Origin of the sequence: Amycolatopsis solani (assembly GCF_033441515.1) — a bacterium.
Classification (GTDB): Bacteria; Actinomycetota; Actinomycetes; order Mycobacteriales; family Pseudonocardiaceae; genus Amycolatopsis; species Amycolatopsis solani.
In genome coordinates, this window is sequence record NZ_JAWQJT010000002.1 from 780,894 (window position 1) to 804,715 (window position 23,822).

Genomic DNA, 23,822 nt, shown 5'->3' on the forward strand with positions numbered 1-23,822 from the left:
TAGGAGATTCACAGCTCATTGCCAGGTCTTCATCAGCACCTGATCGCTAGCGTCGGGTTCTTGAACGAGCAGGAAAGGCGGCACAATGCGGGTGCTGGTTCTCGGCGGTGACGGATATCTGGGCTGGCCGACCGCGCTGCACTTATCGGACAAAGGCCACGAGGTGGCCGTTCTCGACAATTTCGCCCGCCGCGGCTACGACGACGAACTCGGCGTCGAAAGCCTGGTCCCGATCGAATCGCTGAAAGACCGGATCGCGGCCTGGCACGAAGTCTCCGGACGCGAGATCGCGAACTACGAAGGCGACCTGCTGGACGCGGAGTTCCTGTTCGGCGCGGTGCGCGAGTTCGCACCCGACGCCATCGTCCACTACGCCGAGCAGCGGTCGGCGCCGTATTCCATGATCGACCGCGAACACGCGACGTACACGCAGCACAACAATGTCGTCGGGACGCTGAACCTGCTCTACGCGATCGCGGAGATCGACCCCGCCATCCACCTCGTCAAACTGGGGACGATGGGCGAATACGGCACGCCGAACATCGACATCGAAGAAGGCTGGCTCGACCTCGAGCACAACGGGCGCAAGGACCGCGTGCTGTTCCCGAAACGGCCGGGATCGTTCTACCACCTGACCAAGGTGCACGATTCGCACAACATCGAATTCACGTGCCGCGCCTGGGGGCTGCGGGCCACGGACCTCAACCAGGGCGTCGTGTACGGCCAGCAGACGCCGCAGACCGCGCTGGACGCGCGGCTGGCCACCCGGTTCGACTACGACGCGGTGTTCGGCACGGTGCTGAACCGGTTCGTCATCCAGGCCGTGCTGGGCCAGCCGCTGACCGTGTACGGCAAGGGTGCGCAGACCCGCGGCCTGATCGACATCCGCGACACCGTCGAGTGCATCCGCCTGGCCGTGGAAAACCCTGCTTCGCCCGGCGAATTCCGGGTGTTCAACCAGATGACGGAGAGCCTGTCGGTGGCCGCGATCGCCGACCTCGTCGCCGACCGGTTCCCCGGCCCGGTGCAGATCGAGCACCTGGAGAACCCCCGCACCGAGGCGCTGGAGCACTACTACAACGTCAAGCACACCGGGCTGGTCGAGCTGGGGCTGGAGCCGCACCTGCTGTCGGACACGCTGATCGAGTCGATGTTCGACATCGTCGGCGCCAACAAGCACCGGGTGAACCCGGAGAAGCTGCGCCCGACCGTGCGCTGGCGGGGCGCGCTGAAGGGGTAGCGAGTGGCGTGCGGGCTCCCCTGCCCGGGAGCCCGCACGCGCTTTTCACCCGGGCATCTTGTCGAGGAAGCCGTGCACCGCGGCGATCTTCCCGTCCCGGAGTTCGACGACGTCGAACCCGATGGCGACCGGCTCGGCCCCGGGCGTGCCGAGGTGCCACTGGAACCGCGCGAGGTCGTGGTGCGCGTCGGGCGCCGCGGGCAGGCTGAAGGTGAGCCCGGCGAACTGCTGCTGCGCCCCGCCGACGAACTGGTCGATCCCGTCGTGCCCGGCGACGGCACCGAGCGGATCGGTGTAGCCGGCGTCGCCGGCGAAGACGTCGGCGATGAGCGCGCGGCGCTTGTCCCCATCGGTCTCGTTCCAGACGGCGATGTACTGCTCGACGAGGCCGCGGACGTCGTTCATGGCTTTCTCCTTCGGTTGGGGGACAACGGGTTCCGTCGTCCTGTGCTGAGACCCACTCTGGCGGCGCGACGGCGGCGCGTCGATTACGCGGCAGGTAATGCGGTGGCGGCGGCGCTCCCGGGTTCGCCAGACTTGCCGCGTGGAAGAAGATCCGAACGCGGTCACGAGCTCGGCGGGGGCCGACCCGGAACTGGTGCGCGCGGTGGTCGCGGCCGCGCGGTCCGACGAGCCGTGGTACGCGCTGGAAGAGCTGGCCACCGCCGGGTTCGAGCGGGGCGTGACGCCCGCCGGCCTGATGCGGGCCTGCTACGGCGCCCGTGACGCCATCGACGCGGCGGCGCCGGAGGGAACCGATGATCCGGCCGAAGACGAGGTCCTCGACCTGATGGACCGGCTCGTCGGCTGGTGCCGTCCGGGCGCGCGGCTGCCATTACCCCCGAAGTAATGGCAGCCGCCCCACGCTCGCCGTAGCGTCGCCTCCGTGACGACTACGGTGCAGGCGGCCGCGCGGCAGCGGCCGGTGGGTGAGCTGCTGCGGGAATGGCGGGACCGGCGGCGGATCAGCCAGCTCGACCTGGCGATCTCGGCGGACGTTTCCACCCGCCACCTGAGCTTCGTGGAAACCGGCCGGTCCAAACCGAGCCGGGACATGGTGCTGCGGCTCGGGGAGCACCTCGAGGTTCCGCTCCGGGAGCGCAACCGGCTGCTCCTCGCCGCCGGGTACGCGCCCGCCTACACCGAGAACGCCTTGGGGGACCCGGAGCTGGACGCCGTGCGCCAGGCCGTCCGGCAGCTGCTCGCCGGGCACGAGCCGTACCCGGCCGCCGTCGTCGACCGGAACTGGGACCTCGTCGACGCCAACGCGAGCATCGGGCTCTTCGTCGCCGGGATCGCGCCGGAGCTGACCACCAACGTGCTGCGCGCGACCCTGCACCCCGAAGGCATGGCGCCGCACATCCTGAACCTGGGGGAGTGGCGCGCGCACCTGCTGGGCCGGCTGCGCCGCCAGGTCGGGCAGACCGCGGACGCCGGGCTCGCCGACCTCCTCGACGAGCTGCGCGGGTACCCCTGCGACCAGCCGGTGCCCGAGGTGGAGGTCCCTGGACCGGGTGACATCTTCGTGCCGCTGAAGTTCCGCCACGAGGGCACCGACCTGACGTTCTTCAGCACGGTCGCCACGTTCGGCACCCCGCTGGACGTCACCGTGGCGGAACTGGTGATCGAGTCGTTCTACCCGGCCGACCCGGCGACGGCGGCACATCTGCGCGAGCGGGCCGCGACGGTGGGATGATGGGCGGTACCCGCGCAGCTTCCGAAGTGAGGATCACCGGTTGATGGCCGTCCCGCCTTCGCTCGCCCTGTCCGACGGAGTCCGCATCCCCCAGCTGCTGTTCGGCGTCGCGGGGCTGTCCGCGGCCGAAACCGGCCGGGCCGTCCGCATCGCCCTCGACACCGGCTACCGCGGCATCGACACCACGCCCGGCACCGAGGAGGCCGTCGGCGCGGCCCTCGCCGGTGCGGACGTGCCCCGCGAAGAACTGTTCGTCAGCTTCAAGGTGCCCGCCCAGGGCTACGACGCCGCCCGCCGCGCCGCCGACCAGGCACTGGCCGCGCTGCAGCTCGAGCAGGTGGACCTGTGCCTCCTGGACGGCACGAAGGGCGCGTTCCCCGACACCTGGCGCGCGCTGAGCCGCTTGCGCGCCGACGGGCGCGTCCGGTCGCTCGGCGTGGCCGGCTTCGGCGTCGCCGAACTGCGCCGGCTGATCGACGCGACCGGGTCGGTCCCCGCCGTCAACCAGGTCGAGCTGCACCCGTGGCTGCAGCAGGTGCCGCTGCGCGAGTTCCACGCCGAGCGGGGCATCGTCACTGCCGCGTCGAGCCCGGCCGCGAACGCGGGGCTGCTGGCCGACGAGACGGTCACCGCGCTCGCGGCGAAGTACGGCAAGACGCCGGCCCAGATCGTGCTCCGGTGGCACCTGCAGGCCGGCACGGTCGCGGTGGCGGCGTCGGCCACCACCACCCGCACCCGCGAGCAGTTCGGGATCTTCGACTTCGAGCTCGCCGACGACGACGTCGACGTGGTCGCCGAACTCGACAACGGCACGCGCGTCTAGGTCGACTTGATCCCGGCGGCGGCGAAGTCGGCCTGCTGGGCGGGCTGCTCGAGGTACTCGCGGAACGTCTGGGCGGCGCGCAGCAGGGTGTCGTCGACGCCCTGGCCGGAGAGGCCGATGAACGGGTAGTCCGCGGAGCGGGCGTTGGCCACGGACTGCGCGGCGGAGCCGATCATCTCGGGCTTCTTGGTGGTCAGCTCGCTCACCCAGTACGACGACTCGGGCAGCCAGGCGGCCGGGAGCCCGCCGATGGAGTCCAGGTTGGCCCGTCCCACCAGCGCGTCGAGGACCTGCGACGACGGCTTGGCCTCGATCATCACGTGCACGCACTGCCCGTGCACGACGGTGGCGGCCTGGTTCCACCGCTCGGCCGCGGCGGTCAGCGGCTTCTGCACGCTCGGCGTGACGACGACCCGCATGTGCGAAGTACCACCGGAGCAGCTGGCGGCCTGCGCCTCGGCGCGGTTGTTGAGCTCGCTGTCGGCCCAGTTCCACCCGACGATGCCGAGCCCGATGAGGGCGGCGAGCACGAGGCAGGCGATCGGCCAGGTGGCGATCCGGCGGCGCGGAGCCTTCTTGCCGACGATCCGGTGCGAGCCGGTGGCGTCGCCTTTACCGACGGTCCGGTGCGAGCCGGTGCTCTCGCTGCGGCGGGGCGGGGCGGTGTTTTCGCCGGTCTCGGTGGTGTCGGTGCGCCGCTTGGCGCGGGTGCTCTCGGTCCGGGTGAGGGTCCGGGAGGAGTCGCTCGCCTCGGCGGCGGGGTAGTCGCCTTCGTCGGGCCGGGTGATGACCTCGGTGCGCTCGGCGGCGCTTTCGGCCCGCCGGTTGGCGCGGGGGGCGGCGGACTTGGTCTTGTTCGCGGCCGGGTAGGCACCGGAGGCTTCACCGCGGCGGGAGGGCGGTTCGCGCCGGGCGGTGATCGGGTAGTTGCCGGAGGCTTCCCCGCGCCGCGAGACGGAGGGCTCCTCGCGCCCGGCGGCGGGGTGCGCACCGGTGGCGGCGTTCGGCTGCGCGCCGGAGCGTCCGCGACGGTTCACAGCGGGGTAGGCGCCGCTGGCTTCACCACGCCCGGCGGCGGGGTGGGAGCCGGAGGTTTCGCCGCGGTCGGTGGTCGGCTGCGCGCCGGAGCGCCCGGCGGGGTATGCACCGCTAGCTTCGCCGCGTCCCGCAACGGGGTGCGAGCCGGAAGCCTCACCACGCCCGGCGACCGGGTACGAACCGGAGCGCTCGCCACGGCCCACGGCCGGGTAAGCGCCGCTGGCCTCGCCACGCCCGGCAGCGGGGTGCGAGCCGGAAGCTTCACCCCGGCCGGCGACGGGGTGCGAGCCGGAAGCTTCGCCACGGCCAGCGACGGGGTACGAGCCGGAAGCCTCACCACGCCCGGCGACCGGGTACGAACCGGAGCGCTCGCCACGGCCCACAGCCGGGTACGCGCCGCTGGCCTCACCGCGGCCCGCGACGGGGTACGAACCGGAAGCCTCGCCACGAGGAGCGCGCGGCGAACCGGTGGGGCGCCCGGCGATCCCGAACGCCTCCGAGATGGAGCTGCGCTTCGGCGTCCGGAAGGCGCCCGAAGCCTCGCTGCGGCCCTCGACCGGGTGGGAACCGGAGGCCTCGCCGCCGGGGGTCCCCGGGCGCGAAGTGCGGTCCTGAGGGTGCGGCACCGGCTCCTCGTCCCGGTAGTGTCGCCCCATCGTCATCCTTTCGGGGGTGAGCGCATGACAAGCACGCGCTGCGATGCAACCAAACCGTTATCACCCTAACAGGTGAGTATCGGCGAGAGAATAATCTGACTGACAGTTGCGCGCGCCTCAGGGTGCTCCCCTGACCAGGCGATGGCAATGCGCAATCAGGCGATGACGCACCGGCGCCGCCCGGCGGGCGAACGAGGCTTGTGCGCGGGCGTATTCGGCCCGTCCCTCGGCCGTCTCTACGCGCACCGGCGGGTAGCCGAGCGCGGCCAGGTCGTACGGGCTCGCGCGCATGTCGAGCGCGCGAATGTCCGCCGCCAGCTCGAAGCAGTCCGCCACCAGCTCGGCCGGCACGAACGGGTCCAGCTTGTACGCCCACTTGAACAGGTCCATGTTCGCGTGCAGGCACCCGGGCTGTTCCAAGGAGACCTGCGTCTCCCTCGACGGCGTCAGCTCGTTGCGCGGCCGCGCGGGGGCGGTGAAGAAGCGAAACGCGTCGAAGTGCCCGCAGCGGATGTCCAGCGACTCCACGACGGCGTCGGTGCCCGCCGAACCCAGCCGCAGCGGTACCTGGTCGTGCCGCACCGAGTCGGCGGGCTCGCGGTAGACCATCGCCCACTCGTGCAGGCCGAAGCAGCTCAGCCGGGGCGCGCGGGACGCCGTCGCGGTCAGCAGGCCCAGGACGAACTCCGCCGTCTTGGCCTTGCCCGGGGTGAACCCCGCGGGGTCGAGCACGACGCCGTCGGGCGTCGAGACGTAGCCCTTGCGGTCCAGGAAGCGCGCCGCCGCGGGCCCGGCGAGCGCGACGCCGGGCCCGGGCTGCCACCGCTCCAGGTGGGACGGCCGGTACGAGTAGTACGTGAACAGGAAGTCCAGCACCGGGTGCTTTTCGCCGCGCGATCGGCGCTCCTGATGCGGGTCGGTCCACCGCCGCATCCGCTCGGTGTGCGCCGCCTCCCGGGCCAGCCAGTCCGGCTCGGCGAGTACTTCGGTCATGCGCCCACGTGCGTGCCGTCGCGGACCGTGCCGACGTACTCCTCCACCAGGTCCTCGAGCGCGACGACGCCGACGGCGCTGCCGCTCGTGTCGAGGGCCCGCGCCAGGTGGCTGCCTTCCTTGCGCATCGCGGACAGGGCGACGTCGAGGCGGGCGTCGGCGCGCAGCTCGGTGAGCTGGCGCGTCTTGCCGGGCGGCACGAGCGTCGCCGGGTCCTGCCCGGCCAGGTCGAGGACGTCCTTGACGTGGATGTAGCCGGTCAGGCGCCCGTCGTCGGTGCAGACCGGGAACCGCGAGAAGCCGGTCGAGGACACCGCCAGCTCGACGTCGCCGAGCGTCGGCGCGCACGGCAGCGTCGTCAGCTCCGCGGTGGGCACCAGCACGTCCGCGACCGTCTTCTGCACCGAAGACAGCGTCTGCGCGAGCCGCCGGTGCTCGGACTGGTCGAGCAGCCCCTCCCGGCGCGACTCGCTGAGCAGCTCGGCCAGCTCGTCGGAGGTGTAGGCCGTCTCCAGCTCGTCCTTCGGCTCGACCTTCACCGCGCGCAGCAGCGAGTTCGCGACGAAGTTCAGCAGCCAGATGAACGGGTTGGCCACCTTCACCCAGGCGACGTGCACCGGGACCAGCCACAGCGCGAGCCGCTCGGGCTCGGCGATGGCGAGGTTCTTCGGCACCATCTCGCCGATCAGCACGTGCAGCACGGTGATGAACGCCAGCGCGATGGCGAACGAGACCGCGTGCAGCAGGGCCTCGGGCAGGCCCAGCAGGTCGAAGAACGCCGACAGCCGGTGCGCGATCGCGGGCTCGCCGAGCCGGCCGAGCAGCAGCGAGCAGATGGTGATGCCCAGCTGCGCGCCGGCGAGCATGAGCGAGACGTGCTTGCTCGCGTTGATGACGATCTTCGCGCGTGTCTTGCCCTGCTCCAGGAGCGCCTCGAGCCTGTCCCGCCGCGACGAGATCAGCGTGAACTCCGCGCCGACGAAGAAGGCGTTGGCCAGCAGCAGGACCACGACGAGGGCGATGTTCAGCCAGTCGCTCACGAGACCACCTCGGGTACCGGGGCTTCCGCGGGGACGCGGACCGGGGCCACTTCGACCTCGGCGATCCGCCGCTTGTCCATGGTGGTGACGGTGAGCCGCCAGCCGTCGACTTCGGTGGCGTCACCCTCGGCGGGGATCTTGCCCAGCCGCTCGAGGATCAGCCCGGCGATGGTTTCGTAATCGCCGTCCGGCATCCGGAACCCGGTGACGTCGGTGACCTCGTCCGGGCGCAGCTGGCCGGACACCAGCCAGCTGTCGCTGCCGACCTGCTGCGACGCGGGCGCCTCGCGGTCGTCGTGCTCGTCGCGGACGTCGCCGATGATCTCCTCGACGACGTCCTCCAGGGTGACCAGCCCGGCCGTGCCGCCGTACTCGTCGACGACGATCGCCAGCTGGAAGCGCGAATCACGCAGCCGATTGAGCAGGTCGTCGCCGGGCAGGGACTCCGGCACAGTCGGCACCGGCCGCATCACCGAGCCGATCGGCACCGCCGACCGGTCCGCGGCCGAGACGGCGAAGGCCTGCTTGACGTGCACGGCGCCGCGGACGTCGTCGAGGTCCTCGGCGTGCACCGGGAACCGCGAGAAACCGGTGCGGCGCGAGAGCTCGATGAGGTCGTCGACGCTGTCGTCGACGCTGAGCGATTCGAGCTGCACCCGCGGCGTCATGAGCTCCTCCGCGGTGCGCTCGCCGAACCGCAGCGAGCGGTCCAGCAGCTCCGCGGTCGACGTGTCGAGCGTGCCGCTCTCGGCGCTGGAGCGCACGATCGAGCCCAGCTCCTGCGGCGAGCGCGCGGACCGCAGCTCTTCCTGCGGCTCGACGCCGAACTTGCGGACCAGGAAGTTCGCGCTGTTGTTCATCAGCGTGATGAGCCAGCGGAACAGCGCCGAGAACCGCGAGTGGTAACCGGCGACGGCGCGCGCGGTCGGCAGCGGCCGGGCGATGGCGAGGTTCTTCGGCACCATTTCGCCGAGGATCATCGACAGCGAGGTGGCCAGGACCAGGGCGAGCACGACCGACGCCCCCGAGGCGAACCCCTCCGGGAGCCCGACGCCGATCAGCAGCGGCCGGACGAGCTCGCCGATCAGCGGCTCGGCCAGGTAACCGGTGATCAGCGTGGTGAGCGTGATCGCGACCTGGGCGCCGGAGAGCTGGAACGAGAGCGTCCGGTGGGCTTTTTGGACGGTCAGGGCCCGGCGGTCGCCGACCTGGCGCACGTTGGCGTCGACCGTGCTGCGTTCCAGCGCGGTCAGCGAGAACTCGGCCGCGACGGCGAGCCCGGTGCCGACCGTCAGCAGGACGAAGAGGAGGACGCCGAGCACGGCGAAGAGGATCTGGATCATTCCGCACCCGCCCAGGTGGCGGGGGGAGAACCTATCGGACAGCCGGGTCGGTCACCCGGCCCGGTACTGTCACCGGGTGACTGCGCTGCGCGCACGAAACGGTCACTCCTAGCAAGAAATCGGCGTGTACTGCGGATATGCGGACAATCTTAACGTGTCCTTCGCGGTCCCCGCTGGCGATACCGGTGTGTCGGACAGCTCATGTCGTCGTCTGCCGGTGCCGGCGCACGGTTTCCTCGACGAGGTCGAGCACCGGACCCAGGCCGGCGGCGGGCAGGCCCATGGCCAGGTGGGATACGAGTCCTTCGAGGACGAGCTCGAGGAAAGCGGTGAGGACGTCGACGTCGACGTCGTCGCGCAGCTTCCCGGCGTCGCGCTGGCGCAGCAGCCGCAGCCGGGTGGCGGTGGTGAGCTGTTCGGACCGCTCGGCCCACCGCCCGCGGAATTCGGGATCGGTCCGCAGCCGCCGGCTCACTTCGAGCCGCGTCCCGAGCCAGTCGGCCGGGTGATCACCCCCGGCGAGCAGGTCCCGCATCACCTGCACGAGCCCCTGCTCGGCGACGACGTCGGCCATCCGGACGGCATCGTCCTCGGCTAGAGCGAGGAAGAGCGACTCCTTGTCGCGGAAGTGGTGGAAAATCGCCCCGCGCGACAGCCCGGTGGCTTCCTCCAGCCGCCGGACTGTGGCACCTTCGTAGCCGTAGCGCGCGAAGCAGACGCGGGAGCCGTCGAGGATCTGGCGCCGGCGTGCGTCGAGGTGATCCTGGCTTACGCGTGGCATCCTGAAATCCTGGCACCGGGGACCGGAGTTTCGCAATCCGTACGTACGTACTGTGACCCGGAGTGCGCGGGGAACCGGATCACCACCCTCATCGTCTGAAGCTTGCGGCGATTCGCTGACACGGAGTGAGACGGTTGGCTAGTCTTTGCCACATCACCGTGGGTGAACTGAGGGGAAGGGGCTGGGCGTGATCATCGGGGAAGCCGGGCAGGCGGTCCAGGCGGTTTGGGGTGGCGACATCCTGGGCGAGCGAGGCCGTGTCTACGGCGGCGGTGGCGGCGGGGGTGGCCAGTTCAAGATGGACCCCGAGGAGCTCGCCTCGGTGATCGGCCTCTGGGAAGACGAGCTGGTGAAGATCATCGACGACTCCCGTCGGATCGACATCATCATCGGCGCGATGGAAGCCCCCGGCAAGGACGTCGTCAGCAGCGGGTACGTGTCCACCAGCATGGATTCCCTCACCGCGCTCCAGACGCAGAACGACTCGATGCGGAAGTACGTGCAGGAATACGTGAAGAAGCTCAAGGAAGCGCAGACGAAGACGGTGGCGACGGACCACGGGATGTCCGACCCGTTCCGGACGGTGTGACGGTGCGCCTGCAGATCCGCGTCGCGGCTGTCGCCGTCGCGTCCGTGCTGACACTCGCCGGTTGCACCTCGGAGAAGCCGGGGACGGCGACGCCGGTGCCGAGTGGATCACCGTCGTCCAGTGCGTCGTCCAACCCGGACGTCCCGAAGGTTTCGACCCCGCTGGACCCGTCGAAGTACCTCTCGGAGCCCTGCACGATCGTCCCGGCTTCGGCGCTGTCCGCGCTGAAGTTCACGGACCCGGGAACGGCCCAGCAACGAGACGAGGGGCTCGGCGCGGCCGGGCCGAGCTGCGGCTGGCAGATCCGGGGCGTGGGCCAGAGCATGGTGGTCATCATCGCCACGGGCAACCGCGACCGGGGTGCCGGCGGCTTGGCCGGGCTGTACACGGCGCACGAGACCGGGCAGTTCCCGTTCCTGGAGCCCGCTCCCGAGGTCGAGGGCTACCCGGCGGTCTACGTCGACAAGCGTGACCGGCGGCCGATCGGCAACTGCAGTCTCGACGTCGGGATCGCCGACGACCTCGTGCTCGCCGTGCACTCCGGGGGGTACGAAGGCGCCGATGATTCCTGTGCCGCGGCCCAGCAGGTGGCGGCCGCGATCATCACCACACTCAAGGGGGCATGACGGGTGGACGGCAAGCAGATCTACGACAACTTCAGGCAGGGCAACACGACCGGCCTGCGCACCGCCGCCGACGAGGTCGCCAACCTCTCCAACGCCTACATGGACCGGGCGCAGGGCATCAAGTCCCTGCAGGACCGCATGAAGAGCGCCTGGACCGGGAGCTCGGCCGACGCCGCCAACGCCGGCGCCGGCCCGCTCGAGCAGGCCTTCGCCGAGACCGCCGCCCCGCTCGACGTCACCAAGGCGTCCGTCGACACGCAGGCCGCCGTCTTCGACAACTCCAGCAACGCCGTCGTCGAGATCCCGCCCAAGCCGGACAAGCCGAACCCCTGGACCACCGGCCTCAAGGCCGCCATCCCCGTCGCCGGTCCGTTCATGGCCGCGGACGACATCGACAACTACCAGCAGGGCATGGCCAAGTACAACGCGGCCAACGAGACCAACGTCCGCGTCATGGACCAGTACAGCAACGCCACCAGCAGCACCCGGGCGATCCTGCCCACCGACTACGGCGTGCTCGAGTCCGACGGTGCCGCCATCGCCGTGAACACCCCGGAGGGGCCCGGCCGGATCGTCGAGCCGACCGACAAGAACAAGTGGTACCCCGAAGGCCCGGGCGGCGACCCCGGCGGTGACGGCCGCACCTCGACGACGAGCGTCGATCCCGGGCGTACCGGGGGCACCGATCGGCCGGGCGGTACCGACCGGCCCGGGGGGACCGATCGGCCGGGTGGCACGGACCGGCCCGGGGGGACCGACCGGCCCGGGGGCACCGACATCCCCGGGGACGACACGCACACCACCGGTACCGGCCGCCCGAGCACGCCGACGCCGCGGCCCGGGCAGACGACCGAACGGCCCGGTGGTACGCCGCCCGGGACCGGGGGGACCGACTTCTACCCCACCAACACCGGCGGGGGTGGCGGCCAGAACTACTCGAACACTTTCGGCAACGACCCGACGTCCGGGGGGCGCGGGCCGACGAGTGGCAACGCCGGGAGCCGGCTGCTCGACTCCAACGGCCGTCCGATCAGCGGTGCCGGCAGCGGTGGCACCGGCGGGGGGAGCGGTGCCGCGGGGGAGCGCGGGCTCGGCAGCGGGCGCGGCTCCGGCATGGGCGGGCTCGGCAACGCCGCCGCCGCGGAGGCCGCCGCCGCGCGGTCGGCCGGGGGGCGGGGCGGGCAGATGGGGCCGATGGGCCCCGGCGGCCGGCGCGGCGAGGGTGAGGAAGATGATGAACACCAGCGGCCGGACTTCCTGATCGAAGCGGACCCGGACGCGATCTTCGGTACCGACCAGCGGACCAGCCCGCCGGTCATCGGCGAGTAGGCGGGTGGACGTGGCGACAGGCCGGGTGGACGTTCCGGTCGAGGCGTTGGCCGCGCTGGCCGAGCGTGAACAGGCGGGCCAGCTGCACATCACCCTGCGCCCGGAGCCGATCTGGCTGCCGGACGACGAGCGCGACGAGGCGGGCAAGCGGATCGACGCCGCGCTGGCCGAAGCCGGGCTCGTCGACGCTCGGGGGCGGGTCACCGTGGACTTCCTCGACTGGCTCCCGCTGCTGGTCGCGCCCGCGCGGGAGTACTACGGCTGGGTCGGCGTCGAGGGGCAGACCTACGGCGTGCTCGCCGCGGCGAAGGGACTGCAGGCGATCATCGCCGTCTCCGACGGTACCCACGTCGGCGTGCAGGAGATCGACCGGAACCGGCTCGGCGAGTCCCTCGTCGAGCAGCTGCCGCCGGTCGGGCCCGGCGGCGGGCACCCGCGCACAGTCCGGGTCGCGGACCTGGCCGAGGCCGCCCGCCGCGGCCAGGAGGCGTACCCGCTGGCCCCGGCGGTCGCCGACGTCGTCAGCCTCGTGCAGCGGCCGGTCTCGGGCAGTGGCGAGCTCTACGTCGGGCGGCGCGACGACGTCGGCCGCCACACCTGCCTGCAGCAGCCACTGCACTACGCCGACACGGACTGGGGCCGCTACCTCAGCTACACGACCGGCTCGGGCGACGACGCCGTCATCCACATCGGGCCGGCGGGCCCGCGGGAACTGGCCGGGACGCTGGACGAGCTGGCCCAGACCCTGAACTGAAAAAGGGAGGCGTCGACTGCCCGCCCCGGCTAATGTGACAGCGCTGTTGCATTCCGGGCGGAAGGACGCACCCATGCTGTACCCCGAGATCGAACCGTACGACCACGGCAAGCTCGACGTCGGCGACGGGCACGAGATCTACTGGGAGACCTGCGGGAACCCGGACGGCAAGCCGGCGCTGGTCGTGCACGGCGGGCCCGGTTCCGGCTGCTCGGCGAACGTCCGGCGGTTCTTCGACCCGGCGCGCTACCGCATCGTGCTGGCCGACCAGCGCGGCTGCGGGCGCAGCACGCCGTACGCCGGCGACCCCGTCGCCGACCTCTCCGCGAACACCACCGACCACCTGGTGGCGGACTTCGAACGGCTTCGCGAGCACCTCGGCGTCGAAAAGTGGCTGCTGTTCGGCGGTTCCTGGGGTTCGGTGCTCAGCCTGGTCTACGCGCTGCGCCACACGGACCGGGTCAGCGAGCTCGTCCTGATGGGCCTCGCGACCGACCGCCACATCGAGATCGAGATGCTCATCCGGGGCCTGGGCGCGTACTTCCCGGAGGGTTTCGCGAAGTTCCGGGACGGGGTGCCGGAGAGCGAGCGGGACGGCGACCTGTCCGCCGCCTACCACCGGCTGCTGATGGACCCGGACCCGACGGTCCACCACAAGGCGGCCGAAGACTGGTGCGCCTGGGAAGACGCCATGCTGCCCGGCGTGCCGCGGCACGACGTCTTCGAGGACCCGGCGTACCGGCTCTGCTTCGCCCGGCTCGTCACGCACTACTTCAGCAACCGCGTCTTCCTGCCGGACGGCGAGGTCCTGCGCAACGTGGGCAAGCTGGCGGGCATCCCGGCGGTACTGGCCCAGGGCGTGCTGGACACGAGCAACATCGTGGGCACCCCGTGGCTGCTGCACCACGCCTGGCCGGGCAGCGAGCTGGTGATGCTGGACGACGTCGGGCACACGGTGTCGGCCGCGTCGATGCAGGACGTCCTGATCGGCGCGACCGACCGCTTCGCGAGCCGTGCCTAGGGGATGAGCAGCTGCGGCTCGCCTTCCGGGGCGAGCGCGGCTTCGGTCCGCCGGACGCGGTTGGCCTCGGCCAGCCGGAGCCCGGTGACGCGCAGCGGCAGCCGGTCCATCCGCCACTCGGCCAGCAGCAGCGCGACCTTCGCCTGCATCTCGGTGCGCAGCCGCAGGAACGAGTCGGCCGGGTCGGCGCCGACCTCGCCCAGCAGCAGCCACCACGCCCACGCCGCCGCGCCCGCGTTCGCCACGAAGTCCGGCACCACCGCGACACCCCGCGCGGACAGCGCCGCTTCCGCTTCCGGCGTCGTCGCCGCGTTGGCCGCTTCGACGACCACCGACGCCTTGACCAGGTTCTCGTTGTCCGGGCGCAGCGCGTAGGAGATCGCGGCCGGCACGAAGATGTCCGCGTCGATGCCGACGATCGTGTCGCGGGGGAGCGACCGCACCCCTTCCGGCAGCCGGGACCGGTCGACCTCGCCGAAGCGGTCGCGCAGCTCCAGCAGCGCCGGGACGTCGAGCCCGGCCGGGTCGTACAGCGTGCCCGCGGCGTCGGCCACCGCGACCACCTTCATGCCCGCTTCGTGCAGGTACCAGGCCGCGCCGCCGCCCATGGTGCCGATGCCCTGGATCGCCACGGTCGTCTCGCGGACGTCCCAGTCCCACGCCGCCGCGACGCCGAGGCACGACTGCGCCACGCCGTAGCCGCCGACGACGTCGCCGAGCAGCAGCCCGCCGGGCACCGGCGCGTTGAGGCCCGCCTGCACCCGCCGCAGGGTACGAGCCGGGTCGGCCGAACGGCGGATCGCCGCGTGGTACGACTGCTCCAGCCCTAGCTCGGCGAAGACCTCGTCGATCAGGTGCTGCGGGACGCCGAGGTCCTCCGCGGTCACCCAGTGCGCGTCCAGCCACGGCCGCAGGAACGCGCAGAACCGCTTGAGGACGCCGAACGCCCGCGGGTCCTTCGGGTCGAAGTCGATGCCGCCCTTGGCCCCGCCGACCGGCAGGTTGAAGGTCGCGGTCTTGTTGGCCATGCCCCGGGCGAGGTCCTCCACCTCGGTCATCGTGCAGCCCGCCCGCATGCGGGTGCCGCCGGTGGCGACGCCCGAGACCAGGCTGTGCACGACCAGGTAGCCGTGCGCGCCGGTGACGGGATCGGTCCACGTGAGCCGCATCAGCGGTTCGGCGTTGCGCGGGGTCATCAGGCCACCCACCTCCAGGGAACTCCGGGTCGGCCGTCGTGGCCGCTTCCACGAGGGTGCGCCCGGGGCGGCGGCCGCGTCCATTTAACGAACCTGCACGATCTCGTTTAGGTTTTGTGCATGGAGCTTTCGTTGCACCGCTTGAGGATGCTTCGCGAGCTGCACCGCCGGGGAACCGTGACGGCGGCGGCCGCCGCGCTGCACTACACCGCTTCGGCGGTATCGCAGCAGCTCGCGCAACTGGAACGCGACGTGGGAGCGAAGCTGTTCGAACGGCTCGGCCGCCGGGTCCAGCTGACCGAGCTGGGCACGCTGCTGACGGAGCACGCGGAGGAGATCCTCGGCTCGGTGGAGCGCGCGACGCTCGCGCTGGAGGAGGCGCAGGAGTCCCGCACGGTCCGGCTGACCGCCGGGGTGTGGGCGTCGGTGGCCTCCGGCCTGCTCCCGACCGCGCTGACCGCGCTGGCCGGCGAGCACCCCGGCATCCAGGTGCGGACCCGCGAGCTGGCGCCCGAGGACACCGCCGACGCGGTCCGGGACGGCAGCCTCGACCTGTCGTTCGTCATCGACTACTCCGACTCGCCGACCACTTGGGACGCCGGGCTGGAGCGCGCGGTCGTGGCCGTGGAGCGCCTGCACGCGGCGGTGCCGCGGGGCGCGGTGCCCTCGGGGTCGGCGTCACTGGACGACCTCGCCGAGCACCCGTGGATCCTGGCCAGTGCGAAGTCGCACTTCGGCCGCGCCATGCGCACCGCCTGCCAGCGGCACGGCTTCGCCCCGAAGATCAACCACGAAGTCGAGGAGCAGTCGACGGCGATGGCGATGGTCGGCGCCGGACTGGGCGTCACCCTGGTCTCCGACCTCGGCCTGCGCCTGCTGCGGCCGCCGGGGATCGACGTCGTCCCGCTCACCACCCCGTTGCTCCGAACGGTTTCGATCGCTTACCGGCGGACCGCGTTCCGGCGGCCCGCGTTGCACCTGGTGATCGAGGCCGTGCGCGCGTCAGCGGCCGAATTGGGCCTCGGCACGGAGTCCGCTTTGCCCTGATCCGGGAATTCTTACGGAGTGGTGATGGCGTCTTGCGGGGCAAGACGAGCCCTGAATTTGTCGTACCCCGCGTGTAGCGTCCGAAGTCAAGAAGTTCCACCACCCGGAACAAGGAACGGACATGACAGAAGCGTCTACGATGCACGATTTTCCCGAGAAGTCGGGTAGTGCGTCCAACCAGACCGCACGGGTCCTCGCGGACCGCGCGGCCGGGGAGGCGTACGTCGCATCGGTGTGCTTCAAGCACGGGCCACCCCGCCTGATCGGCGTGGAGCTGGAGTTCACCGTGCACCACGCCGACAACCCGGCAAGACCGCTCGACGCGGACGTACTCGCCACGGCGCTCGGCCCGCACACCCCGCGGACACTGCGTCCTGACAGCCCCGCAACGCCCCTCCCGGCCGGCAGCCCGGTCAGCCTCGAACCCGGCTGCCAAGTCGAAATCTCCACCCCTCCCCAGGCCACGCTCCGCGAACTCGACGCGGTCGTCTCGGCCGATCTGCGCCACCTGCGCACTCTCCTCGCCCGGCACGGGCTCGAACTCGGCGAAACCGGCATCGACGCGCACCGCGCGCCGCGCCGGGTCCTGCGCACGCCGCGCTACGCGGCGATGGAACGCCGGTTCGCGACGATCGGCCCCGGCGGCATCACGATGATGTGCAGCACCGCGGGCCTGCAGGTGTGCGTCGACGCGGGGGAGGCCGACCAGTACGCGTTCCGCTGGGCGGCCGCCCACGCCATGGGCCCGCCGTTGCTGGCCCTCTTCGCCAACTCCCGCGTCCACGCCGGACGCGACACGGGGTTCGCCTCCGCCCGCTGGCTCGCGGTGCACGACACCGAAGCGGTCCGGTCGCGCACCGAACGCGCCGGGGACGAACCCGCCGAGGAGTGGGCCGCCCGCATGATGGACACGCCGTTGCTGGTGCTGCCCCGCGGTGACCGGCCGTGGGACGCGCCGGAGGGGCTGACGTTCGGCGACTGGATCGACGGCAGGGGCGCGGCCGCCCTGCTGCCGAAGCCGACGTCGGCGGACCTCGACTACCACCTCACGACAATGTTCACCCCGGTCCGCCCGCAGGGGTACCTGGAGATCCGGTACCTCGACGCGCAGCCGCCGGGCGCGTGGCTGCCGCCGGTCGCGCTCGTCACGGCGCTGCTCGCCCGTCCCGCCACCGTGGACAAGGTGCTCGACCTGTGCGCGCCGGTGGCGGGCCGGTGGACCACCGCGGCGCGGTGCGGCCTCGAGGATCCGGGGCTGGCCGCCGTCGCGGCCGCGCTGGCCGACCTGGGCTGCGCCGAGCTGGGCGAGACCGGACTGGCGGAAGAAACGATCACCGAGATCAGCGAGAGCGTGCAGGGGCGCGTGTCCCGATCGAGGAGCGAAGCATGAGCACAGAGGCCGAAGCACTGGACGAGCTGAGCGCGCAGGACCTGCGCGCCCGTGCCGCCGAAGCACTGACGAGGGCGCGGGCGCGCAGCGTGGCGCTGACCGACGCGGTCGACGACGAAGACCTGGTCCGCCAGCACTCCAAGCTGATGTCGCCGCTGGTCTGGGACCTGGCGCACATCGGTGTCCAGGAGGAGCTGTGGCTGGTCCGCGACGTCGGCGGCCGGGAACCGCTGCGCCCGGACATCGACGACATCTACGACGCCTTCCAGCACGCCAGGGCCGACCGGCCGGAGCTGCCGCTCCTCGGCCCGGCCGAGGCACGCGCGTACGTGAAGCAGGTTCGCGAGAAGGCGTTCGACGTGCTGGAACGCGTGCCGCTGGGGGGCAGCAGGCTGACCGAGCGGGCGTTCGCGTTCGGCATGATCACCCAGCACGAACAGCAGCACGACGAGACCATGCTGGCCACCCACCAGCTGCGCCAGGGCGACCCGGTGCTGCACGCGCCGGAACCGCCGCCCGCCCGCGCCGGCACGCTGCCGGCCGAGGTGCTGGTGCCGGGCGGCGCGTTCACGATGGGCACGTCGGCTGAGCCGTGGGCGCTGGACAACGAGCGCCCGGCGCACGAGCTCGCCGTCGAGGCGTTCTGGCTGGACACGGTCCCGGTCACCTGCGGGGCGTACGCCGAGTTCCTGGACGCCGGCGGCTACGACGACGAGCAGTGGTGGAGCCCGGCGGGCTGGGCGTTCCGGACGGAAGCCGGCGTCACCGCGCCGCGGTTCTGGCACCGGGAGCAGGACGGCTGGTGGCGGACCCGGTTCGGGGTCTACGAGCGCGTCACGGCCGCCGAGCCGGTCGTGCACGTCTCCTACTACGAGGCCGAGGCCTACGCGGCCTGGGCCGGGCGGCGGCTGCCGACCGAAGCGGAGTGGGAGAAGGCGGCGCGGTTCGACCCGGCCACCGGCCGGTCACGCCGGTTCCCGTGGGGTGACGAGGAGCCGGGTGCCGAGCACGCCAACCTCGGCCAGCGGCACCTGCGCCCGGCGCCGGCGGGGGCGTACCCGGCCGGCGCGTCGCCGTCCGGCGCGCACCAGCTGATCGGCGACGTCTGGGAGTGGACGAGCACCGACTTCCACGGCTACCCGGGCTTCGCGCCGTTCCCGTACCGGGAGTACTCGGAGGTCTTCTTCGGACCGGAGTACAAGGTGCTGCGCGGTGGCTCGTTCGGCACGGACTCGGCCGCGATCCGGGGCACGTTCCGCAACTGGGACTACCCGATCCGGCGGCAGATCTTCGCCGGCTTCCGGACGGCCCGCGACGCGGCGCCCGGCGAGGTGGGCTAGGCGCATGTGCCGCCACATCGGCTACCTCGGCGAGCCGGTTTCGCCCGCCGAGGTGCTCTTCCGCGCCCCGCATTCGCTGCTGGTGCAGTCCTACGCGCCGGCGGACATGCGCGGCGGCGGCTCGGTGAACGCCGACGGGTTCGGGCTGGGGTGGTACCCCGGCCCGGGCTCGCCGCCGCTGCGCCACCGCCGCTCGACTCCCTTGTGGACGGACGAGACGCTGCCGCCGCTCGCCGCGGCGGTGACCTCGGGCGCGTTCGTCGCCGCGGTCCGCAACGGCACCACCGGCATGCCGGTGACCGAGGCGGCCGCGGCGCCGTTCACCGAGGGCCGCCTGCTGTTCAGCCACAACGGCGTCGTCCGCGGCTGGCCGGGATCCCTGGCCGAACTGGCCAAGACCCTGCCCGTCACCGAACTGCTGACCCTGGAGGCGCCGACGGACTCGGCGGTGCTCTGGGCGTTGCTGCGCGCGAGGCTCGCCACCGGCGAGGATCCCCTCGAAGCGGTGACGTGGCTGGTGACCACTGTGGACGCCGCCGCGCCCGGCTCGCGGCTCAACTTCCTGCTCACCGACGGCGAAACGCTGATCGGCACCGCTTGGACGCACGCGTTGTCAGTGCTGGAAACACCGGCCGGCGTGCTGCTGTCCTCCGAACCCTGTGACGGCGATCCGCGCTGGCGGCCCGTCCCCGACCACCACGCCGTGCGCGCCACCGCGGCCGGCGTCGAACTGCTTCCCCTGACCCAGGAGAACCCATGACCGAAGTCGATCTCGACCACCACCGCTCCGGCGACGCCGTCACCGCGGAACTGCGCGCGGACGTCGTCGCCGGGCTCACCGCGGAGCGGAAGTGGCTGCCGCCCAAGTGGTTCTACGACGCCGAAGGCAGCGAGCTGTTCGAGAAGATCACCCAGCTGCCGGAGTACTACCCGACCCGCAGCGAGCGCGAGGTGCTGGCCGCGCACGCCGGCGACGTCGCCCGGCTGTCCGGCGCGCACACGCTCGTCGAGCTGGGCTCGGGGTCGAGCGAGAAGACCCGCCTGCTGCTCGACGCGCTCACCGCGCACGGCACGCTGGAGGCGTTCGTCCCGCTGGACGTGTCCGAGTCGGCGCTCGCCGATGCCGCCGAGGCGATCTCGGCGGACTACCCGGGGCTGACGGTCCGCGGCGTCGTCGGCGACTTCACCCAGCACCTGGCCCTGCTGCCCGGGGGCCAGCCCCGGGTGGTGGCGTTCCTCGGCGGCACCATCGGCAACTTCCTGCCCGCCGAGCGCGCGGCCTTCCTGCGGTCCGTGCGGGAGGTCCTCGACGAAGGGGAGTGGCTGCTCCTCGGCACCGACCTGGTCAAGGACGCGGGCATCCTCGAACGCGCCTACGACGACGCCGCGGGCGTGACGGCGGAGTTCGACAAGAACGTGCTGCGGGTGATCAACGCGCGGCTCGGCGCGAACTTCGACACCGACGAGTTCGACCACGTCTCGCACTGGGACGCGGAAAACGAGTGGATCGAGATGCGCCTGCGGGCCCGGCGCGCGCTCACCGTCGAGATCCCGGGCGCCGGCCTCACGGTGACCTTCGCCGAAGGCGAGCACATCCGCACGGAGATCTCGGCGAAATTCCGGCCGTCCGGCGTCGAGGCGGAGCTGGCCGCGGCCGGGTTCGAGCTGGCGCACTGGTGGACCGACTCCCAGCAGCGGTTCGGGGTGAGCCTGGCAAGATCTGTGCGTGGCTAATCCTCTCCGGGCACTGGCCCGGGCCGTCGGCACGAAGCCGTGGCTGATGCGCACCGCGCGGTTCGTCGTGTGGGCGGACAAGAAACTGCACAAGGCGTTCGGCGGCCGGGTGAGCCTCGTGGCGCTCGCCGGGCTGCCGTCGCTGCGCCTCACGACCACGGGCCGCAAGAGCGGGCTGGCCCGCAGCACCAACCTGCTCTACTACCCGCACGGTGCCGACTTCGTGCTGACGGCCTCCAACTGGGGCCGTCAGCACGACCCCGCGTGGGCGCTGAACCTGCGCGCCGACCCGAAGGCCGGGGTCGCGCTGGCCGGACGTCCCGTCGAGGTCGTCGCGCGGGAGCTGACCGGCGGGGAGTACGAGGCGATGTGGCGCGAGCTGCTGGAGTTCTGGCCGGGGTACGCGATGGAGCAGCGGGAAGCCGGGCGCCCGTTGCCGGTTTTCCTCCTCACCCGGGTCGTCGGGTAGGTGCCCACCATCCTTTCGGCCGGTGACGGCTTTCGCCGGTTTGTGCCAGTCTCTCCCGGGTAACGCGCCGTGACGTCCTGGACGCGCGGTGGATGCGTGACCTAGGGAGGAGACGTCTTGCGGAGATCCACCAGAGGCCGGATACGCTCGTTCGCGCTGGTCGGAGCGCTGGTGGCCGGGCTCGGCACCGCCGGGACGGCGGGTACCGCCGCGGCGGCCACCGAAGCCGCGGTCAAGCCGGCGGTCGTCGGGGCGACCGCCGCGCCGAACTGGGGCACCTGCCCGGCGGCCACCCTCGCCGGGGTGCCCGCGGACCAGGTCAAGTACTACAGCTGCGCCCGCTACCGCGTCCCGATCGACCACGACAACGCCACGCTCGGCACGATCGACATCGCCTTGCTCAAGCGCGCGGCCCGCACGCCGGACCAGCGCGTCGGCTCGCTGTTCCTCAACCCCGGCGGACCCGGCGGGTCCGGCCTGCGGATGCCGATCAGCGGCCAGTTCTACTTCCAGCCGCAGGTGCTCGACCGCTTCGACCTCGTCGGGTTCGACCCGCGCGGGGTCGGCCAGAGCAACCCGCTGCGCTGCTTCACCACCCAGGAGGACGCGGACGAGGTCTTCGCCGCGCAGATCCCGGTGCCGCTGTCGCGCACCGAGATCTCCGGGACGCTCGCCAGCTACCGCGACTACGGGCAGTTCTGCAAGAACAACGCGGGTTCGCTGCTCAACCACATGTCCACCAAGGACGTCGTGCGCGACCTCGACACGCTGCGCGCGGCGGTCGGCGACCAGAAGCTGAGCTACGTCGGCTTCTCCTACGGCACGCTGATCGGGTCGACCTACGCCGCGATGTTCCCGAAGCAGTCGCGGGCCATCGTGATCGACGGCAACGTCGACCCGGCGCTGCGCACCAGCGACGGCGTCCAGTACGACCGGGAACGCGCGCAGGGCTTCGAAATCGCCCTCGACGGTTTCCTCAAGCGCTGCGACCAGGTCGGCGCGAAGTGCGCGTTCAGCGACGGCACCCCGCGGGCGAAGTTCGACGAGCTCCGCGAGTACCTGCGCAAGCAGCCGATCACCGTCCCCGGCGGCGGCACGGTCGACATCAACCAGTTCACCGGCGGCGTTTCGAGCGTCCTGTACTCGCCGTCGGCGTTCCCCGGCCTGGCCGAGGACCTGCAGGCGCTCTACACCGCCATCCACCCGGCGGGCGCGCAGGCGCAGGCGCTGCAGGCCAAGCCGCTGAAGGCGCTCACCCCCGGCAAGCAGGGCCTGGCCGACCAGAACCCGGACAGCCCCTACACCAGCGACGACTCGTACTTCGCGGTCAACTGCTCGGACAAGCCGTTCCGGATCAAGCAGGACCAGGTGCCGGGGATCGCGGCCCAGTGGGAGCGCGAATCGCGCACCTTCGGCCGCTACCAGGCGTTCGCCGACACCGCGGGCTGCCCGGTGTGGCCGGCGAAGAAGCCGGACGTCTACCGCGGCCCGTGGCGGGCGAAGACCGACGTCCCGGTCGTCGTGGTCGGCAACTACTACGACCCGGCGACGCAGTACAAGTTCGCCCAGCGGATGGCGAACGAGCTGGGCAACGCCCGGCTGCTGTCGGTCGACGCGTTCGGTCACTGCATCCTCGGTGACGCCCTCGGCGTCGACAAGGCCGTGGCCGACTACCTGATCGACCTCAAGGCGCCGGCGAGCGGCCAGGTGTTCCAGCCGAACGTCCAGCCGTTCGAGACGGCGGGCGCCCAGGGCTGAGCCACGGGAAGGCCGGGGTGACGCAGCGAACGTCGCCCCGGCCTTTTCGCGTCCGGTACGGTTGCGGGGCTTGATCGACCACGAGTGCGGAAGCGAGGTGAGCGGCACATGCCAGCGGACAGTCATCGGACGGCCAGGCGCGCGCTCACCGGGGGTTTCCGGCGGGGCTGACGTCCGGCCGCCCCCTGTCCGGCAGTGCGCGCACGCCGGAAAAGAGCCGGATCATGACCATCTTCGAAATGCTGCTGCGCGTCGGCGCCGGGGTCGGCCTGGGTGCCGTCATCGGGATCGAGCGCCAGTTCCGGGCCCGGCTGGCCGGGCTGCGCACCAACGCGCTGGTCGCCGTCGGGGCGACCCTCTTCGTGCTGCTGTCGGCACACGGCTTCGGCGGGCTGGCGTCGAGCGGTGACGCCGACCCGACGCGCGTCGCCGCGCAGATCGTCTCGGGCATCGGGTTCCTCGGTGCCGGGGTGATCATGCGCGACGGCCTCAACGTCCGCGGCCTCAACACGGCGGCCACGCTGTGGTGCTCGGCCGCGGTCGGCGCCCTCTCCGGCGCGGGGCTGTACGCGGTCGCGGTGGCCGGCACGGCGGTCGTGGTGGGGGTGAACGTGGTGCTGCGCCCGCTCGGCCGCGTCGTCGACCGCCGCCCGGACACGGGGGAGGAGACGCCGACGAAGTACGCCTTCCAGGCCGTCACGCGCGACGCGACCGAGGCCCACGTCCGCGCGCTGCTGGTGCAGTCGTTGACCCGCACGGACTTCCGCCTGCTGTCGGTGCTGAGCACCGACCTCGAGGACCGCACGGTCGAGGTCCGCGCCGAGCTGATCGGCGACCAGCGCGACGACGCCCAGATGGAAGCGGCGGTTTCGCGGCTTTCGCTGGAGCCGTCGGTGTCGAGCGTGCGGTGGGACGCGGTGCCCGCATGAGAAAGGCCTCCCCGCTCGCGAGAGCGGGGA

Annotated in this window: 24 protein-coding genes; 17 read left to right on the top strand and 7 right to left on the bottom strand. The window is 71.9% G+C overall.

Features of this window, described 5'->3' with window-relative positions; all coding sequences use genetic code 11:
* Positions 1–85: 85 nt before the first annotated feature.
* Positions 86–1,240: an NAD-dependent epimerase/dehydratase family protein gene (locus SD460_RS24210; RefSeq protein ID WP_290057689.1), complete on the top strand. Its 1,155-nt coding sequence runs from the start codon at positions 86–88 to the stop codon at positions 1,238–1,240.
* A gap of 45 nt (positions 1,241–1,285) precedes the next feature.
* Here the strand turns inward: SD460_RS24210 and SD460_RS24215 are convergent, their stop codons facing one another.
* Positions 1,286–1,645, bottom strand: coding sequence for a nuclear transport factor 2 family protein (locus SD460_RS24215; RefSeq protein ID WP_290057688.1), 360 nt, complete (start codon positions 1,643–1,645; stop codon positions 1,286–1,288).
* Positions 1,646–1,784: 139 nt separating this feature from the next.
* Between SD460_RS24215 and SD460_RS24220 the strand changes: the two genes are divergently transcribed.
* The 3 genes from SD460_RS24220 to SD460_RS24230 are packed head-to-tail and all read left to right on the top strand — an operon-like array spanning position 1,785 to position 3,759.
* Positions 1,785–2,090: a hypothetical protein gene (locus SD460_RS24220; protein WP_290057687.1), complete on the top strand. Its 306-nt coding sequence runs from the start codon at positions 1,785–1,787 to the stop codon at positions 2,088–2,090.
* Between the two features lie 36 nt (positions 2,091–2,126).
* Positions 2,127–2,936, top strand: a complete 810-nt coding sequence (locus SD460_RS24225) for a helix-turn-helix domain-containing protein (protein WP_290057686.1) — start codon at positions 2,127–2,129, stop codon at positions 2,934–2,936.
* A 43-nt stretch (positions 2,937–2,979) separates the two neighbouring features.
* The gene (locus SD460_RS24230; protein ID WP_290057685.1) at positions 2,980–3,759 is read left to right on the top strand and encodes an aldo/keto reductase; all 780 of its coding nucleotides are present in this window, start codon (positions 2,980–2,982) and stop codon (positions 3,757–3,759) included.
* On the opposite strand, the gene SD460_RS24235 is transcribed toward SD460_RS24230, so the two are convergent.
* The 5 genes from SD460_RS24235 to SD460_RS24255 all read right to left on the bottom strand — a co-directional run bounded on the left by SD460_RS24235 (position 3,756) and on the right by SD460_RS24255 (position 9,610).
* Positions 3,756–4,796: a substrate-binding domain-containing protein gene (locus tag SD460_RS24235; RefSeq protein WP_290057684.1), complete on the bottom strand. Its 1,041-nt coding sequence runs from the start codon at positions 4,794–4,796 to the stop codon at positions 3,756–3,758. The two genes, SD460_RS24230 and SD460_RS24235, sit on opposite strands and share 4 nt — an antisense overlap.
* 774 nt (positions 4,797–5,570) lie before the next feature.
* Positions 5,571–6,446: a 3-methyladenine DNA glycosylase gene (locus tag SD460_RS24240; protein ID WP_318306775.1), complete on the bottom strand. Its 876-nt coding sequence runs from the start codon at positions 6,444–6,446 to the stop codon at positions 5,571–5,573.
* Positions 6,443–7,486 (bottom strand): hemolysin family protein, encoded by a 1,044-nt coding sequence (locus tag SD460_RS24245; RefSeq protein ID WP_290057682.1) that lies wholly within the window; start codon positions 7,484–7,486, stop codon positions 6,443–6,445. Before SD460_RS24245 ends, SD460_RS24240 begins: the two co-directional genes overlap by 4 nt.
* The gene (locus SD460_RS24250; protein ID WP_290057681.1) at positions 7,483–8,829 is read right to left on the bottom strand and encodes a hemolysin family protein; all 1,347 of its coding nucleotides are present in this window, start codon (positions 8,827–8,829) and stop codon (positions 7,483–7,485) included. The genes SD460_RS24245 and SD460_RS24250 overlap by 4 nt, the downstream gene beginning before the upstream one ends.
* Before the next feature lie 199 nt (positions 8,830–9,028).
* On the bottom strand, positions 9,029–9,610 hold the full coding sequence (locus SD460_RS24255; RefSeq protein ID WP_290057680.1) for a TetR/AcrR family transcriptional regulator: 582 nt from the start codon (positions 9,608–9,610) through the stop codon (positions 9,029–9,031).
* Between the two features lie 187 nt (positions 9,611–9,797).
* Between SD460_RS24255 and SD460_RS24260 the strand changes: the two genes are divergently transcribed.
* From SD460_RS24260 to pip, 5 genes are all read left to right on the top strand, one after another.
* Positions 9,798–10,199, top strand: coding sequence for a hypothetical protein (locus SD460_RS24260; RefSeq protein WP_290057679.1), 402 nt, complete (start codon positions 9,798–9,800; stop codon positions 10,197–10,199).
* 2 nt (positions 10,200–10,201) lie between these two features.
* On the top strand, positions 10,202–10,825 hold the full coding sequence (locus tag SD460_RS24265) for a DUF3558 domain-containing protein (RefSeq protein WP_290057678.1): 624 nt from the start codon (positions 10,202–10,204) through the stop codon (positions 10,823–10,825).
* Positions 10,826–10,828: 3 nt separating this feature from the next.
* Positions 10,829–12,154: a WXG100 family type VII secretion target gene (locus SD460_RS24270; protein WP_318306776.1), complete on the top strand. Its 1,326-nt coding sequence runs from the start codon at positions 10,829–10,831 to the stop codon at positions 12,152–12,154.
* Positions 12,155–12,179: 25 nt separating this feature from the next.
* Entirely contained in the window at positions 12,180–12,908 is a 729-nt protein-coding gene (locus tag SD460_RS24275; protein WP_290059803.1) for an ESX secretion-associated protein EspG, read from the top strand.
* Positions 12,909–12,981: 73 nt separating this feature from the next.
* A complete protein-coding gene (pip, locus tag SD460_RS24280; RefSeq protein WP_290059782.1) occupies positions 12,982–13,929 on the top strand; it encodes a prolyl aminopeptidase in 948 nt (315 codons plus the stop codon).
* Here the strand turns inward: pip and SD460_RS24285 are convergent.
* Positions 13,926–15,125: a Glu/Leu/Phe/Val dehydrogenase dimerization domain-containing protein gene (locus tag SD460_RS24285; protein ID WP_290059784.1), complete on the bottom strand. Its 1,200-nt coding sequence runs from the start codon at positions 15,123–15,125 to the stop codon at positions 13,926–13,928. The two genes, pip and SD460_RS24285, sit on opposite strands and share 4 nt — an antisense overlap.
* 120 nt (positions 15,126–15,245) lie before the next feature.
* On the opposite strand from SD460_RS24285, the gene SD460_RS24290 reads away from it, so the two are divergent.
* The 8 genes from SD460_RS24290 (at position 15,246) to SD460_RS24325 (ending at position 23,792) form a co-directional block, all read left to right on the top strand.
* Positions 15,246–16,172 (top strand): LysR family transcriptional regulator, encoded by a 927-nt coding sequence (locus tag SD460_RS24290; protein WP_318306777.1) that lies wholly within the window; start codon positions 15,246–15,248, stop codon positions 16,170–16,172.
* 121 nt (positions 16,173–16,293) lie between these two features.
* Positions 16,294–17,562 carry a glutamate-cysteine ligase family protein gene (locus SD460_RS24295; RefSeq protein WP_290059787.1) on the top strand — a complete coding sequence of 423 codons (1,269 nt, stop codon included), beginning with the start codon at positions 16,294–16,296 and terminating at the stop codon, positions 17,560–17,562.
* Complete coding sequence (gene egtB / locus SD460_RS24300; RefSeq protein ID WP_290059789.1) at positions 17,559–18,902, top strand: ergothioneine biosynthesis protein EgtB; 1,344 nt, start codon at positions 17,559–17,561, stop codon at positions 18,900–18,902. The genes SD460_RS24295 and egtB overlap by 4 nt, the downstream gene beginning before the upstream one ends.
* A gap of 4 nt (positions 18,903–18,906) precedes the next feature.
* Positions 18,907–19,662 carry an ergothioneine biosynthesis protein EgtC gene (egtC, locus tag SD460_RS24305; RefSeq protein WP_290059791.1) on the top strand — a complete coding sequence of 252 codons (756 nt, stop codon included), beginning with the start codon at positions 18,907–18,909 and terminating at the stop codon, positions 19,660–19,662.
* Complete coding sequence (gene egtD / locus SD460_RS24310; RefSeq protein WP_290059793.1) at positions 19,659–20,636, top strand: L-histidine N(alpha)-methyltransferase; 978 nt, start codon at positions 19,659–19,661, stop codon at positions 20,634–20,636. The genes egtC and egtD overlap by 4 nt, the downstream gene beginning before the upstream one ends.
* 46 nt (positions 20,637–20,682) lie before the next feature.
* Positions 20,683–21,105 (top strand): nitroreductase family deazaflavin-dependent oxidoreductase, encoded by a 423-nt coding sequence (locus tag SD460_RS24315; RefSeq protein ID WP_290059805.1) that lies wholly within the window; start codon positions 20,683–20,685, stop codon positions 21,103–21,105.
* 141 nt (positions 21,106–21,246) lie between these two features.
* The gene (locus tag SD460_RS24320; protein ID WP_318307206.1) at positions 21,247–22,863 is read left to right on the top strand and encodes an alpha/beta hydrolase; all 1,617 of its coding nucleotides are present in this window, start codon (positions 21,247–21,249) and stop codon (positions 22,861–22,863) included.
* 224 nt (positions 22,864–23,087) lie between these two features.
* The gene (locus tag SD460_RS24325) at positions 23,088–23,792 is read left to right on the top strand and encodes an MgtC/SapB family protein (RefSeq protein ID WP_290059795.1); all 705 of its coding nucleotides are present in this window, start codon (positions 23,088–23,090) and stop codon (positions 23,790–23,792) included.
* The last annotated feature ends 30 nt before the right edge of the window (positions 23,793–23,822 follow it).